We start from the raw sequence: 16,468 nt of genomic DNA on the forward strand, positions 1-16,468 counted from the left end.
CTGATAAAAGTCAACTTTATTTTTTTCAGTTCCCAGTTCTATATGCATAATTTTGTCCTGTCAGTTTTTTTACTGACAGGAATCGTGGCGCCACATTCAAAACAGTAACAGAATAATGTTTAATTAACATTGACATTCTGAACAATCATTATTTAACCAATAAAATCTAATAGCCTATGGGATAAATAAAGTCGTTACAATCGAGACATAGCTTTAAATTGTCTGGAAATTTAGCTATCCAAAAACAAATTAGTAAACATACAATTAAACAAAAAACATGAAATCATTTTCTGATAAAACAAACATAGGGTGGAATAATTCCCTAAAGACTGTTTATAGAATGAATTTTTACCTATTATTTTTATTAATAGGTTCCTTATCGATACTTGGATCAACACGGGCTTATTGCCAACAGAGCAAAACAATCTCAGGTATAGTGAAAAACTCTCAAGGAGAGACGATTATCGGAGCGAATATCGTTGAAAAAGGTACCAGCAACGGAACGATTACGAATGTAGACGGACAATTCACACTGCGCGTAGCACCCAATGCAATATTAAAGGTATCTTATATGGGATACACGGAACAGGAAGTCAATACACGCAACAAGAACAAGGTGGAAATCATACTGACGGAAGACGCCAGACTGATTGATGAAGTAGTGGTGGTAGGATACGGATCGGTCAAAAAACGGGATTTGACGGGTGCGGTAACCTCTGTCAAGAGCGCGGAAGTGCTGGCCGCTCCTACCAATAATGTAATGGAAGCACTTCAAGGCAAGATACCCGGAATGGATATCACCAAAACTTCAGGACAGATAGGGGGTGATGTCACTATCCTGCTTCGTGGTTCACGATCCATCTATGGCAGCAACGAACCGTTGTTTATTATCGATGGAATCCCCGGCAGCTATAGCCAAGTCAGCCCGTCGGACATTGAGAGTGTAGATGTATTGAAAGATGCTTCCTCCACCGCCATTTATGGTTCCGCAGGAGCAAACGGCGTTGTCATCATCACCACCAAAAGAGGAAAAGAGGGGAAAGCTACCGTAAACTTCGATGCTTATTACGGATTCAGCGGTTCACCCAACTACAGGCATGGGATGACGGGGGATGAATGGGTCACCTATCAACGGGAAGCCTATAAATATAAAAACGGTGACTATCCCACCGATATGTCCGCCCTACTGGGAAAACAGGATTTTATAGATGCATACAACAACGGCAAATGGATAGACTGGGTGGATGAAGTATCGGGCAATACAGCTACCACAGAGAAATACAGTCTTTCGGTCAGTAGCGGCACTGAAAAGACAAAATTATTTGCTTCGACTTCCTACAACCGGGAGGAAGGTTTACTTAGCAACGAGAATCTGAACAGATATTCGTTACGCCTCAATCTGGATCAGCAGATATTTTCATGGGCAAAGGTAGGCTTTACTTCCAATTTAGTCTACCGGGACTTGAACTCCGGCGTGAAAAACACATTCACCAAATCTCTCTCCACCATCCCGCTGGGTGATGCTTATACCGAAGAAGGGGAGATCAATCACGAATTCATCACGGGACAATATTCCCCGATGAGTGATTTCATAGAGAATCAGTATGTAGACAACACCCGTTCCACCTACCTGAACATGAGTGGCTATGTCGAACTAGCTCCCGTCAAAGACCTGACTTTTACCAGTCGTGTCAATGGAACTTTGAATCACTCACGCCGCGGGCAATACTGGGGAGAAAAGTGTAATGCCAACCGTCCGTCTTATGCAGGTTCACCGCATGCTTCCATCACCAACAACAATGCCTGGAATTACACTTGGGAAAATATTCTCGCTTACAACACAACCATCGCAAAAGACCATAATCTAGGAGGTTCACTGATTACTTCCTGGAATAAGAACCAGTCGGAAAGTAGCATGGCTGCCGCCAGCGGTCAGATGGTAGATCAATGGTCTTTCTGGCGACTGACATCGGGCACTTCCCAACATGTGGAATCCGACTTCGCACAGACACAGAAAATGTCTTTTGCCTTCCGTCTGAACTATTCGTACAAGGGCAAATACCTGTTTAATTTCTCGACCCGTTGGGACGGTGTTTCACAATTTTCTACCGGACATAAATGGGATGCCTTCCCCGCAGGCGCACTGGCGTGGAGAATATCCGACGAGGCATTTATGGAAAAGACACGCAGTTGGCTGGACAACCTGAAGTTGAGAGTGAGCTACGGTATCACGGGTAACTCGGGAGGAACCACCGCATACAGCACCACAACACAAGCATACGTATATACCGCTTCGGGAATTTCCATTAATGGGAAAATCGTTCCTTTCACGCAATACGCTGATAGTTACGGTAGTTCCGATCTCGGATGGGAGAAATCATACAACTGGAATGTAGGGTTGGATTTCGGCATCCTGAACGGTCGCATCGACGGCTCGTTAGAATGGTTCAAAACAACAACCAAAGGATTATTATTCAAACGTACATTGCCCATCACCAGCGGTCTGACCGGATGGGGATCGCCTCTGGCCATCTGGCAAAACATCGCCCAGACCAGCAATCAAGGTGTGGAAGCAACGATCACTTCACACAACATACGGCACAAGGATTTCACTTGGAACACCACTTTATCCGTCACCTGGAACAAGGAACAAATAGACGACCTGCCCGACGGTGACCTGATTGCTGAAAATCTGTTTGTCGGTGAACCGATTAAGGCCATTTACGGATATAAGTATGCCGGAATCTGGAGAACCGATACTCCACAGGAGACATTGGATGCCTACGGCGTAAAACCCGGCTTCATCAAGATAGAAACCTTAGACCAAAAAGGTGACGGAGGCGTACATAAATACAGTACGGAAGACCGACAAATTCTGGGACACTCCAATCCGGACTGGATCATCGGATTCAGCAATTCCTTCACCTACAAGAATTTTGATTTATCTGTCTTTGCCATGGCACGTTACGGACAAACGATCAACAGCGACCTGCTCGGCTATTATACCGCCGAACAGAGCGTAACCAAGAATCAGCTGGCAGGTGTAGACTACTGGACAGAGGATAATCAGGACGCCTATTTCCCCCGTCCCGGAACGGCAGATGAGCAAAAAACCGTATATCCTTCATTAAGAGTACGCGACGGTTCCTTTATCAAGATTAAGAATATCACACTGGGATATACACTGCCCGTAAACATATCACGCAAGGTTTTGATGGAAAAATGCCGCATCTATGCCACAGCCTACAATCCGTTCATCTTTGTAAAAGACAAACAATTGAAAGATACTGATCCCGAAACCAACGGTTCGGATGCATTCCCTACCTACCGGCAATTTGTTTTTGGCGTTAATTTGACATTTTAACTAAAGATTATAATCATGAAAAGTATATATATAAAATTCATATTTTGCAGCGTGCTGCTCTCGGCTCTGTCTCTACACTCCTGCACTTTGGACGAGTACAACCCGGGCGCATTTACCAAAGAGGCTTTAGCTACTTCCATCGATGGATATGAAACCCTGATTAACCAGTGCTATTTTGCTATGGAAAGATTTTATTATGGTGCTGCCGACTGGATGTCACTGACTGAAGGCGACACCGATCTTTGGACGTATAAAGCCAACGAATCAACCAGTTACACGCAGTGGTTCTGGTTTTTCGCAGGAACATCGCCCAATACGACTTACACCAATAATTGGTGGAACGGGACTTACGACGGTGTGGGAGCCTGTAACGAAGCCATCGCATTAGGAGACAAACCTCCTTACACCACGGAAGAGGAACGGAATGCAAAGATTGCGGAAGCCCGTTTTCTTAGAGCTGTGTATTATTTCAACGCGGTGGAACAATTCGGAGCAGTGACGATGCTCACAGAACCCGTAGTGACGGAAACGTTGACCTACTCCCCCCACCCGCACCGATCCGATGACCATCTATCAGGAGGTTATTATCCCCGATTTAAGATTTGCATCCGAATGGTTGCCAACAGGTACGCATGCAACAACTACCACTCCGACAAAGAAAGCCGCTCTCGGTTTTCTGGCTAAAGCCTGCTTGCAGACGTACGAATATGGAAGCACCGAATATTTGCAGGAAGCTTTGGATGCAGCCAAGAAATTGATTACCGATTGCGAAACTGGCGGTGGGAAATACAATACATATATGTATCCATCGTATAGCGAGGTGTTTAAAGAGAGCAACAACTGGGAAAACAAGGAAGCTCTCTGGAAACATCGCTGGTATGCAGGAGCAGACGGACACGGATCAAGCAATGGGAATTATAAGTTGAATCGCAACGACGAGTATTTCTTATGTAATATCAATAAATTCGGTGCTCGTGAAGACAATCAGGAGACACGGCTTACCTGGGAAGGCTCAATAACCGGTATCTTTATGCCTACACAGCATTTATTGAGTTTGTATGTGCAGAAAGACGGAACATTAGACCCCAGATTTCATGAATCGTTCACTACAGAGTGGAACGCGAACAAGAATTACACTTGGGACGAAAGTGCCGTACACATGTATGACAAGGAAGAAACCGTCATTGGCAAAGCTCTGAATAAAGGTGACTTAGCTATTAAATTCATCATGCCGCAGGACATCGATTATGCAACAGAGAAACAAAAAGAACACATTTCTGATTATTTGCTGATTGATTATCATCATGTATATAGTGACGACAATCATAATGTGAACATGAATTATGCTTATACAAACGTCACAGGCAATTACAAGAATGACGGCACAAATGAGAACCAGTTCCGCTACTATTATCCGTCACTGAATAAGCATAACAGCAGTAATTATTATGTAGCCAATGCTTCCAAACAGAGAAACGGTAATCTGAATGCAACGTTTATCATGCGTATGGCAGAAGTTTATTTGATTGCGGCAGAAGCAGATATTTACCTGAATGGCGGGACGAATGCAGCCGGTTATATCAATAAGGTTCGCGAACGTGCCGGAGCAAATCCGCTCACAGGGAGTATTACGGTGCAGGATATCTTAGACGAAAGAGGCCGTGAACTTTGCGGAGAATATTGCCGCTTCTACGATTTGAAACGGACAGGCATGTTTAAGAACTCGGAGTATCTGGAGAATACCCATCCGGATCTGGCACGGTTCTTCCATCCGAATTATGCGTTACGTCCCATTTCAACCACATTTACCGCAACAATCACTAATGGCAGTGAATATCAGAATCCGGGATACTAAATAGATATTTCAATATGTACAGGTGCTATGGAGTCAATCCTGGCACCTGTACATTTCGACTACAGATTCGCATTGAGAATGAATATCCGCTACTTGGCAAAAGGTCATAGGCAGGCGATAACTCCCAAGCTCCATTTATCTGTGTTCTTTGACGTGTTTTTAAAAATCGAAGTGCAAAATCTAACTTTTTTACAAGATTGCTATAATAAATCAAAGTTTTTCCCTATGTTTGTATTAAAGGGCAACAAGATTTAAAATCTCGGAATTAGATGATAATACAAAAAAGTATGATGTATCAGCCTATACAATAAATGAGATTTTTTATAAGTTCCAGGTTCCATCCGACAATTTGTAGAAATCAGATTAATACATATACCACCATGAAAAACAATTTTCAAAAATCAAGGAACATCAGGATATTTATTTCATCCACCTTTCAAGATATGCAGAGCGAAAGAGATATGCTGGTTAACAAAGTTTTTCCAAGACTGCGGCAGATTGCCTACGAACGCAATGTCACACTGACTGAAGTCGATCTGCGATGGGGAATCACCGAAGAAGAAGCAAAATCAAGCAAAGTGGTGGAAATATGTTTGGACGAGATACGGAACTCACACCCGTTTTTCATCGGATTATTAGGAGAAAGATACGGTTGGTGTCCATCGAAAGAAACACTCATTGAACACCAGGCCATGCCTGACAGATACGAATGGCTTGCCGCTGACCTCGATCATGGGATGAGCATTACGGAAATTGAAATTCAATATGGCGTGCTTCGGTCGCTCGAACCGGTCTATGCTTCGTTCTATATACGCGAAGCAGATGAAAAGACGATGGAAACCGATCCAAGGCAGGCGCAGCTAAAAAGAAACAGTAAGAAATAACAAAAGATATAACACCTACGATTACTGTTCCCCCGAACAATTGGGCGAACAGGTGGAATCGGAATTCAGGGCATTGCTCGACCACCTTTTCCCCAAAGATAAAGTCGAGGATCCTGCCGTACACGAAAGACAGAAACTACAAGCCTTTCTGGATGACAAATCGGATAATTATATACCCAATAAAGCTTATATCTCCTACCTGGACAAGTTTCTAAACAATACACCCAACCAGCATCTGGTGATTACCGGAGAAAGCGGTATGGGTAAGAGTGCCCTTTTGGCTTATTGGCTTAAAAATATCATCGAAGATGATCGGTGGAATGTGGTAGCACACTTTAGCGCCAACTCATCGCAGAGTTTGGACACGACGGATATTGCGAAGCATATAACCACCCAGATAGACTCTCTATACGGGCTTGAGCAGATGGAGGAAAACGACCGACAAATCGAACACAATGCTACCGATACAGATAATATAGATTACCAGAAACTAGCCTTGAGGGCCCAACTAATTGCCGGACAAAAACCTTTACTAATCGTTTTGGACGGCGCCAATCAACTTTCAGACCGGAATCATAGAACAAAACTATTAAACTGGTTGCCTGACTTCCCGGACAATGTAAAAATAATCTTTTCAACTATCGAGGAAGATAAAACCATGCAGGTATTCAAAAAACGGAAATACCCTGTAATAACAGTCTACCCCTTACTGCTCGACCAACGCAAGGAACTGATTGTAGACTTTTTCGATCGTTATCGCAAGCGGCTGTCCGAACAACAACTGACCATGATACTCAAAGGCAGTGACATAACAGACAACACCATGGTACTGATGTCATTACTTGAGGAAATCAGATGTTTCGGAAATTTCGACAGCCTGACCAGCTTCATCAGCCAAATGACTAACCTGCCAGACATCAACTCGTTTTTTGACAGACTATTACAGCGCAAAGAGCAAATATACAACACCCCACTTTACCCCTCGCTAACATCAGACTTGCTGTCACTGATAGCATTATCCAAAGATGGATTATCTGAAACAGAACTGATTGCAATTAGCAACATCCCGTCGCTCTACTGGTCTCAATTCTATTGTGCAAACACGGCCCACCTAATGATTAGGGACGGACGAGTAGTTTTTGCACACGACATGATACGACAGGCTATTGAACAGAAATACCTTAACAGCGAAAGAAAAGTACAATTAAGACAGAACATTATAGACTATTTCAATCGCGAAGAAAACAATAACTTCCGCAAGATGGAGGAACTCCCCTATCAACTTTATCACGCCGAAAAATGGGACGAGCTCCACGAATGTATTTCAACACTCGGCTATATGAGCCGACAGTTTAGCACCAACAACATTCACGAATTCATACTTTACTGGCGTACACTAAAACAAGCCGATGCTTCAAAATATAAAATTTCACAAGCCTATATTGAACAGATTATGGGAAGTATGGCTGAAAAGGCTGAAATGGCAGTTATGCTACAATGGGCTTATTGGCAGATGTTCCGCAATGACGTTATCCGGCTGACCAACATCTGTATTTCTTATCTGAATGATTTGGATGCAGCCTACGAACTGGTAGAATTCCTAATCCGTATGTGCGACCAGATGGCCGACGGCGATACCAGTGAAGAACGCTGCTCGTTCCACAATCTGGCTGGTATGATCTGTATTCGCAAAAAAGAATACATCCAGGCGTTAAAGGAATATAGGGAAGGATTATCACTTGCAGTCCATGCTTACGGAGAAGACGACCTGAAAATAACATCTTACCTGTGTAACATCGCTGATGTATACCACAGTATCGGCGAATCACAAGATCCGGTCGATAAAGACGCATTGGAAAAAGCGAAGCTGATCCTCGAAAAAGTCCTTAAGATGCGCAAATCCATCCTGCCGGACATGCATGATGATATTGCCGTAGCATACGATAATCTCGCCGGTATATACAGGTTGCTTGGTGAAGAAGAACTTGCTAAGGAATATCGTCTGAAAAGTCAGGACATATATGTCAGTCTCAAAGGTGAGAATGACATTGATGTAGCCATCGCATATCATAATTATGCACTCGAATGCCGCATGGAACAAGATTTTGACCAAGCCAGAGAGTATGCCGAAAAAGCCCTTACGATATATCAGCACATATTAGGAGATGAAAATACGCATACCCAAGAAGAATATCACTCGCTTGCAGAAATTGAGATGTATAGTGGAAACTATCCCAAAGCGACCGAATATATGAGACATGCGATAGATATTTACCAAAAGATTGGAGACCGTGACATAACGCTGGCCGAGCTACTGAACAGCCAGGCCTCCATATATCTTCGGGCCAACCAACCTGATCTGTCTCTCAACACAGCATTGGAGTGCATCAGTCTACTCGAAACATTAAAACAAACAGACTCAAGACTGGCTGCTACCATGTATGACAATCTGGGTAAAGTCTATCTCGTCCTAAATGATGAAAAGCTTTCAGAACATTATTATCTGAAAGGAGCCGAAACCTGGCATAATATGGATAACCTGGAAAAAGAAGCTGCCTCATACTCCTATCTGGCCGCAGCATACAACACTTTCAATCGTTTCGAAGATGCAGCAGTTGCGCTCGAAAAATCACTTGCTTTGCTGGAAGAATGCGATAAAAGTCAGGATGAAGCAGCTGCCTATGCGAACAATAATTACGGAGCAATATGTTTCAGACTAGGACACATAGACAAGGCAATCGAACACATTGAAAAAGCCTGGGAGATACGCTCCGCCCTGTTCGGTCCCGACGATCAGATGGCAAGGCAGTACAAGGACACGGTTGAACAACTGAAACAGGCAAATAAAAATACAGAAGATTCGGCCAATGACAAACCCAATGAAAAGCAAACAGCCAATGCAAATGCCGAAATCGAAGAATTTGCAACCTACATCGGTATAGATGATCCGGCATTGACCGATACCTTCCGACAAGGGAGAGACGCCTTTCAGACGGGTTATTTTGAAAGAGCTGCCGATATGTTCAATCGCGCCCTTCATCATTGCAACCAAAAGGGGGTTGAAAAAATGTCAGTAGCCCGAAGCCTGATTTATCGCTATCTGGCTTATTCAATGGAAATGAAAAAGGAAGAAGACCAAGCAGAAGAATACTATCGTATGGCAGCCGACATCGCTATCCAAAATGATAATGATGCTGTGGCCAAACGGGTATTCAAAGACATGGCCGAATTCAATTGGAATCGAGGTAATTTCGAGCAGGCAGAAATGAGCTACTGGCATGAAATACGATGCTTGCTAAGTTTGTATGGCTTCTACAACAAGAAAACGATAGCATGTCTGAACAACATAGCGCAGGCCATAACCAAACAAGATACTGTATATTGGCAAGTCATCCTCCGATGCTTCGAATTTGTTTATGTCCTCTCCAGCGATAACGAAGAATACAAGCAGTCACACCAAAGTGCAAGCAATGGAATCGGTACGTCGATTGAACATCTAAAACAAGAAGACGAATCGTTTGATGACCAAAACTACCGAATCGATCTCGAAAGTGCAGTAATTGTTCTGATGGATTACACAATCGGCTTAGGCATGTACAATACAGCACATCAACTGTACATCTCTTTTCTTGAAGAAATAGCTGCAAACAGTGGAATAACCGTAGACGGCTATTACCTGATTAGTTTACGAAGAATAACAATGGACGCCGTTTTGGATAATCCGCACAGGGTAATCACGGCGGGACTCAACTTGCTACAGAAGGCTGAATCACAGCCTCCTTCCGACGAAATAAAAAGCCAAATAGAGATAACGATAGCAAATGCCTACTGCGACACCATGCAATATCATAAAGCCCTGCCGCTCTATGAAACCAACCTGACTTACGAACCCAATCTCATCATACCACTGGCCAAATGTTACAATGCATTAAGCCACCCGCAAGAGGCTCTTCAGATGCTGGAAAATGCCATGAAGCAAGATCCGTCAATTTCCACATTGCCCGGAATTGACAAAGTTCTCGGTAAGATACTTCTCGACACAGGGCATATCAAGGAAGCTCTGGACGCCTTCAACCGTTACGAAGCTGACAAAACCGATGCAGGAATCTCCCCTATGACTATCCACAAAGCTCTCGCACTCTATTTGTCCGGTAGCGAAATGGATGCCACACAGCTGGTACATTCTGCCATGAAACTACTGAAAGATGAGAGCAACGACCTTTTGTACAGGATATCCATCGGCATTGAATTGATTGATTATATGTTCCAAACAGGCAACATCGAACAGGCAGAAAAATTGATCGACCAACTTCACGGACTGTTGGAGGAATTGCCCGACAGTATGCAAGAACCCTATAATACCCGCATTGTCGCAATAAGACAAGCCCCAAACTAAGAAAGAATAATAAACAGGTATAAAAATAATAATGTAATATGAATATTCAGGAAATTTTAAATATGGTTGACGAAGACATAGCACGTGCCGAAGAGCAACAACCAGATAACAAGGAGGAGAATATCGATTTTCTGTTGTCCGAATTGGAAGCATCCCGTGAATTGGACGAGGACCGGCTTGCGGAAAAATACCTGGCCATGCACACTATGTATCAATTCCTTACCCGACCAGGTAATCTTATCAAAATACTTGACTGTAAAGATCAGCTTACGCTAGGTGAATGCCTGCCTATGCTCACTTATCTTCCGTGGGTAAAAGACACCGAATTTGAACGGCTCTGTCTGGAAGCATCATTTTGTTCCCTGTATAACCATTTTCAATATGGAAATGAACTGGAAAAAGGTTTTGCAGCCATTGCAACCATAAAATTACTGCTTCATCACTCAGAGCAGCTTTTACCTTGTTTCGAAGAGTTTCAACAAATAGCCTACGAAAACGAGCACTTGCATAAACAGATGGACGAAGTGGATTTCCAGTATGAACCCCAAATACTACTTTATCAGGTGCAGGCTTCGATGGTACCTTTCGTCCGGCGAGTTTACGAAATGTATCCGATGCTGGAAGAAGAAAGAATAAATGAATTCTGCAATAGAATCGAAGCAACGCTTGCTGATTTAGAATTGTCGCAGGAGAGAATGATGTTTAAAACCCGACTGATTTATAATTTCATGATTGAAGCGGATATCAGGTGCTATGAAGGAATAAATGAAGAAGAGGAATGATAGTCATTCGACTACAAATAAATCCCGGCCTTGCGGTTTCATCCTTGAGCCGGGATTTATAAATGAAAGAAGAACCCGATATCTCGTTTCTGACTTTTCTTACCGCCAGTACTTATTATTTATTCAAATATCCATTTTTCGCAGCCTCCCAACCAATAATTGCAGTCTTTCGAATCTCTCCCCAGTGGTAATTACCCAACTCACCGGAAGAACGAATGACACGATGACATGGAATAAGGAAAGCTACGGGATTCTCACCGACAGCCGTTCCTACAGCCCGGCAAGCCTTCGGGTTATTAATACCTGCGGCTATATCTCCATAAGTAGTCAATCCGGCGACAGGGATTTTCAGTAAAGTCTCCCAGACCTTTAGTTGAAAGTCAGTACCTTTCAAATGCAGCTTTATATCTTTAAGTTTCCTCCAATCCTGCGTGAAGATGGATAAAGCATTTTGCTGCATCTCATCCACAGCCGGAGTAAACGTTGCATTAGGAAACTTCTTCAACAAGGAATGAAATGCCGCATCGTGATCGTCTGCAAACTCCAGACAACAGATACCTTTATTGGTAGATGCAATAAATAGTTCACCAAAAGGACTTTTGGCAAAACTGTAATTGATAGAAAGATTTTCACCACCGTTTTTATACTCACCCGGTGTCATACCTTCTATATTTACAAACAAATCATACAATCTGCCTGTACCTGAAAGTCCCGTTTCCTGTGCCGTATCAAACAAAGACGCATGAGTCTCATCCAAGATTTTCTTGGCATATTCAATACTGGTATATTGCAAGAACTTCTTAGGACTAACCCCTGCCCACTCCGTAAACATACGTTGGAAATGTGCCGTACTCAACGCCACTTCCCGGGCAATCTCATCCAATCCCGGTTGCCTTTTGAAATTCTCCCTTATATACCCGATTGCCTGTGCAATACGTGCATAATCAAGCGTTTCTTGCTCATTCATAACAGAGGTTTGCCGTTTAATTCCAAATCCAGTAACCGTTTTTTAGCAGGAAGACCGCCGGCATAACCCACAAGCGTGTGGTTACTGCCGATAACACGATGACACGGAGCAAAAATAGAAATAGCGTTCGCACCATTAGCAGCGGCAACCGCACGGACAGCCTTCGGCATATCCAGCTGTTTCGCCAATTCTCCGTACGATACAGTCGAACCGTACGGAATATCCAGCAACTTATACCATACACTTTTCTGGAAATCCGTACCTACAAAAAGCAAAGGCACTTCAAACGCAGTCCGTTCACCATTGAAATATTCGTCCAACTGCTGAATCGCTTCCTGTATAACCTCGGATGTACTTTCTTCATAACAGGCTTTCAACACTTTCCGCAACCTCCTGTCTACCATATCTCTATGACTTTCAACCGCCCAGTCACAAAGACAAAGCCGATCTTCAAACGAGCCAAGCATCAAATCGCCACAAGGAGAATGATAACGCTGTATCTGAATGACATTGCCAACTATTTCTTTCCTTTTATCTTCCATCTTAACTTATTTTCGGGGATTGATAGCACTGCTTTTGTTTTCCACACCTGCAAAAATACATTTATTGTACTTACAACTGAAAAAGCAATCCATCATATTTTGACTTTCAACCCCATTTTAGTTTCCAATGCCACAAAATTAGCACACAAATATCTGATAAACGACCCAAAAATTGCGATTCTTATAAAAAGAGGACAACTAAATTCAAAATAAGCCGCGATTTTATTTTTGTATACGATTTACCCTCACACCCTCACCCTTTGAACCAAATCCTTTACTCATGGGAGTTACAGGTGTGAGGGTAAAGGTGAGGGCAGAGTGAGGGTGACTTTTACCCTCACCCTGCCCTCACTCTGATTCCGATTGACTATTCCCCTTATCAACTACTCCACCTTCATCAAATGATAAAGCGTTCCCTTACGAGATTTACGGCAAGGAATATTCAGTTTTTGAAGTGCGCGCCCGAACTGTCCCACCTTACTAATAGCCAACTTATCCCGTGTTTTCGTCTGTAAATAGCTCAAAATCTGCATAGCAGTCAGCCATTCGCCTTCCATTTCCTCCTCTACCGGATTAAGATAACAATGAAACAACTGCTCCAACGGACTAGCCTGTTCGAACTCACGGTTGGTCTGTTTCAATATATTTTCATCTTCATCATTCAGCCAATAACGTTCCCCTTTATAAATCGCCTCCATTGCTTGAGCATACAACTGTTTATAATTGATGGTAACGTTCGTTTGAATAGGAGCCGTCACCTCGATACAAATGAAACGGCGGCTACCACTGGGATCGGTAAGCAAATCTTTCTGATTGCTGGTTCCGATAAAAGAAGCATAACGCCTCATTTCCCGAATCGTATTACCGTAAGGCTTACGCAAATTCGCGACAGGCTTCTGCAACAAATGCTTCAGGAATCCCTGCTGACTGACATTAATCTGATCGAACTCATCAATATTAATCAGAAAAAAGCGCCCCAAATAACGTTCCGCCTCCTGCTTACTCTTGAAATCAATACTGTCCGTATAGCCGAAACGAAGTTCCGGCGGCAGGATAATGCGACAAAATGTAGACTTGCGATACCCTTGCGAACCGACTAGCAAAGGCGAAGTACTATTACCATGCTGCCGGTCAACTCCCCTCCAATGCGCCACCATACTAAGAAACCAACGGTAAAACAATTCCTGCCAATGCGGATTATCACAAGGAACCAAACCAGCCAATGCACGAATACGATCCTTCCCGTCCCAACGCCCTGCCTCATAAAGATATTCTTCGACAGGATTGTACAAAGGAACACATTCCGAATTCAGAAAACGATCCACATCACGGTCCCACGCACTGATTCCCTCTTTCAATGCATTGATTGCAATGCTGTTGCGCACCCGTTTATCCACCGGCTTAAAGCAAAAATGAACGGAGTCACGCTGACGATATTCCAAATCATCCAGCACCGTATTGTAACGGAATTCATAACGGCGTTTCATAAACTCTTCCAGCAGAAAAGCCGTCTCCTGCTCTTTGCTGATGCTGCATTTCTTGCCGAATCCCTTACATTCCTGATAAAGATTATGGAGTATCGAACGAATCACCAGTTCTTCCTCCTCACGATAATAATGAATCATCGTCTGCCGTATCGCTTCCTCTTCGGGGATACCCGCCTTGAAACAATGCTCGGCAAGGCGGACCAGCAAAGGTTGCAAGTCGTCCCCACGTTTCCAGTTCTCCATTTCCTGAAGTGCCCTGTTCAATGCCGCTTCATAAATCCGTGAACGTTTGCGCCGACTCATATCCCGGTTGCAATCGCAATAAGGGATTCTTCTCGCCCTGCTTCCGCTGGCGGAAAGTCTCTTCTCCCGGCATCGTAAGCGGCTGTTCCAGACAAAACGGCACTGCATCCGGATTATAATAAGGAGCCTCATCCAACGTCATACGACATTTCTGGGTCAACACAGGTTCCTTCAGATCAATATCGAAAGGTAACATCGGCTGATAACATGTCACAGCCAGCCGATAAGCATGGACATGAAACAATTCCGCCTCCGCCTCTTCAGATGGCAACCCTCCATCATCCGGCAAAGCAAAACGCACCCATATCTTCACACTACGGCCGCTGGAACCACAAAAAGCGGCAAAAGTCTGTGGCAGAAGTGCCGCTTGCCGTTTCACAAATTCCGCTTCCGACCCACCGGCCAGCCGGCTCACTTCCAACTGTACCAATCCGTTATACTGCTTCATCTTCCGTTCACCCTCTTTGGTCCGGGTATATTCCACAGCAGAATAAATGTATGGCAACTTATCTATATGTTCGTACCGGGCATATGTACCTTCCAATAACGGTATAATTTCCCGCAAAGCCGTGATATGCCCCGCTTTCGTTTCCGTTTTCATTTTGTCGAATAATGTGCCTGCCTCGCAAATGCTAAGAGCTTCTTTTCCGCTCCCGTTGTCTTGTCTGATTAAAGTAATTTTCATCCTATTTTTGTCTATTTTTTCTACAATCAAATATAAATGTTTAATTCCTGTAAAGATACGCTTTTATCTTCCGGAAAACAAGCATTTCATCTGATAAATACCCGTATTTCATTTGCATTTGCCTTATTATTTATGTATCTTTGCTTAGTAGTTGCCAAGGGCTCACCCGTGTGAACAAACAGGCTATCAATTGTAAATAAAAACGTCCACAGACGTAAACAGTCTTGTTCACATGAGTAAGCCCTTGCAAAACATTAGAGCTTAACAAAAGAAACATTAAGCGCTAACGTATTACTACTTAAGAGAATACATAACAAGAACCGTTACTTTAAAAACAAACAAAAGCTATGGCAATATTATTCGATTGGTATGAAGACCCGAAACCTTCAGACAAACAGCAGGGAGAAAACAAAAAGACCCTGCATCCGCGCATCAAATACAACGGTTCCACAGGGACCGACGTACTGCGGCGGCGTATTCAGGAACGTTGCTCACTGACGGAGACGGACGTCTCTGCCGTGCTCGACGCTCTTTCGCACATCATGGGACAGGAATTGGCGGAAGGACGCCAGGTACATCTGGACGGCATCGGTTATTTCCATCCCTGCCTGACCACCACGGAACCTGTGACGATAGGCACTAAACGGAAAGCAACTAAAGTGAAACTGAAAGCCATCCAGTTTCGTGCCGATCAAACATTGAAAAACGAATTTGGCGTGCTTAAAGTGAAAAGCCTCAAAGGAGGACTGGATTTCACCCAACTAACGAATGAGGAAATTGACCTGCAACTGACAAAGTACTTCCAAACCCACCCATTCATGCGAAGATATGATTTTCAATACCTTTGCGGAATGGCAAGAAGTACAGCTATGCGACATATCCGGCGTCTGCGCGATGAAGGTAAATTGAACAATATGGGTGGAGCCATGCAGCCGATTTATGTGCCGGGAAATGGATATTATGGTAATAATGAAGCAATTAGTGTAAAAACGGAATAAGATTAGCCAACCCAAATCAGGACGAATCAGGGTGAGGGTAAAAAGTTACCCTCACCTACTCTCACCTTTACCCTCACACCTGTAACCCCGATGAATAAATGGATTAAGCATAGGGTGAGGGTGTGAGGGTAAAAACGTCACCAACATTTATTTGAGAACATTCTTAATGCAAGCAACTATTGCACAAGAGTACCTCCATACAGTT

The 16,468-nt window shown here is 43.5% G+C and carries 7 protein-coding genes and 2 pseudogenes; 6 read left to right on the forward strand and 3 right to left on the reverse strand.

What is annotated here, in order from left to right; all coding sequences use genetic code 11:
• The first annotated feature begins 277 nt into the window (after positions 1-277).
• The 5 genes and pseudogenes from NXV01_RS00735 to NXV01_RS00755 all read left to right on the forward strand — a co-directional run bounded on the left by NXV01_RS00735 (position 278) and on the right by NXV01_RS00755 (position 11,281).
• A complete protein-coding gene (locus tag NXV01_RS00735; protein ID WP_259021536.1) occupies positions 278-3,364 on the forward strand; it encodes a TonB-dependent receptor in 3,087 nt (1,028 codons plus the stop codon).
• A 15-nt stretch (positions 3,365-3,379) separates the two neighbouring features.
• Positions 3,380-5,219: pseudogene (locus NXV01_RS00740) on the forward strand (RagB/SusD family nutrient uptake outer membrane protein).
• A 443-nt stretch (positions 5,220-5,662) separates the two neighbouring features.
• Positions 5,663-6,103 (forward strand): DUF4062 domain-containing protein, encoded by a 441-nt coding sequence (locus NXV01_RS00745; protein WP_259021537.1) that lies wholly within the window; start codon positions 5,663-5,665, stop codon positions 6,101-6,103.
• A 52-nt stretch (positions 6,104-6,155) separates the two neighbouring features.
• Positions 6,156-10,499 (forward strand): tetratricopeptide repeat protein, encoded by a 4,344-nt coding sequence (locus NXV01_RS00750; RefSeq protein ID WP_259021538.1) that lies wholly within the window; start codon positions 6,156-6,158, stop codon positions 10,497-10,499.
• A gap of 38 nt (positions 10,500-10,537) precedes the next feature.
• Positions 10,538-11,281 (forward strand): hypothetical protein, encoded by a 744-nt coding sequence (locus NXV01_RS00755; RefSeq protein WP_148365375.1) that lies wholly within the window; start codon positions 10,538-10,540, stop codon positions 11,279-11,281.
• A gap of 115 nt (positions 11,282-11,396) precedes the next feature.
• Here the strand turns inward: NXV01_RS00755 and NXV01_RS00760 are convergent, their stop codons facing one another.
• From NXV01_RS00760 to NXV01_RS00770, 3 genes and pseudogenes are all read right to left on the reverse strand, one after another.
• Entirely contained in the window at positions 11,397-12,248 is an 852-nt protein-coding gene (locus tag NXV01_RS00760; RefSeq protein ID WP_115485012.1) for a methylated-DNA--[protein]-cysteine S-methyltransferase, read from the reverse strand.
• Positions 12,245-12,790, reverse strand: coding sequence for a methylated-DNA--[protein]-cysteine S-methyltransferase (locus NXV01_RS00765; protein ID WP_148365377.1), 546 nt, complete (start codon positions 12,788-12,790; stop codon positions 12,245-12,247). Before NXV01_RS00765 ends, NXV01_RS00760 begins: the two co-directional genes overlap by 4 nt.
• Positions 12,791-13,173: 383 nt before the next feature.
• Positions 13,174-15,265 (reverse strand): annotated as a pseudogene (locus tag NXV01_RS00770) (BT4734/BF3469 family protein).
• A 347-nt stretch (positions 15,266-15,612) separates the two neighbouring features.
• Between NXV01_RS00770 and NXV01_RS00775 the strand changes: the two are divergent.
• Positions 15,613-16,263: an HU family DNA-binding protein gene (locus tag NXV01_RS00775; protein ID WP_148365380.1), complete on the forward strand. Its 651-nt coding sequence runs from the start codon at positions 15,613-15,615 to the stop codon at positions 16,261-16,263.
• The last annotated feature ends 205 nt before the right edge of the window (positions 16,264-16,468 follow it).

The organism is Bacteroides sp. BFG-606 (assembly GCF_024788145.1).
GTDB classification, from domain to species: Bacteria; Bacteroidota; Bacteroidia; order Bacteroidales; family Bacteroidaceae; genus Bacteroides; species Bacteroides vicugnae.

What these genes read in the sequence shown, in the direction of transcription:
- NXV01_RS00735 (WP_259021536.1), top strand. Translation starts at nt 278, where the DNA reads ATGAAATCATTTTCTGATAAAACAAACATAGGGTGGAATAATTCCCTA.
- NXV01_RS00745 (WP_259021537.1), top strand. Translation starts at nt 5,663, where the DNA reads ATGCAGAGCGAAAGAGATATGCTGGTTAACAAAGTTTTTCCAAGACTG.
- NXV01_RS00755 (WP_148365375.1), top strand. Translation starts at nt 10,538, where the DNA reads ATGAATATTCAGGAAATTTTAAATATGGTTGACGAAGACATAGCACGT.
- NXV01_RS00760 (WP_115485012.1), bottom strand. Translation starts at nt 12,248, where the DNA reads ATGAATGAGCAAGAAACGCTTGATTATGCACGTATTGCACAGGCAATC.
- NXV01_RS00765 (WP_148365377.1), bottom strand. Translation starts at nt 12,790, where the DNA reads ATGGAAGATAAAAGGAAAGAAATAGTTGGCAATGTCATTCAGATACAG.
- NXV01_RS00775 (WP_148365380.1), top strand. Translation starts at nt 15,613, where the DNA reads ATGGCAATATTATTCGATTGGTATGAAGACCCGAAACCTTCAGACAAA.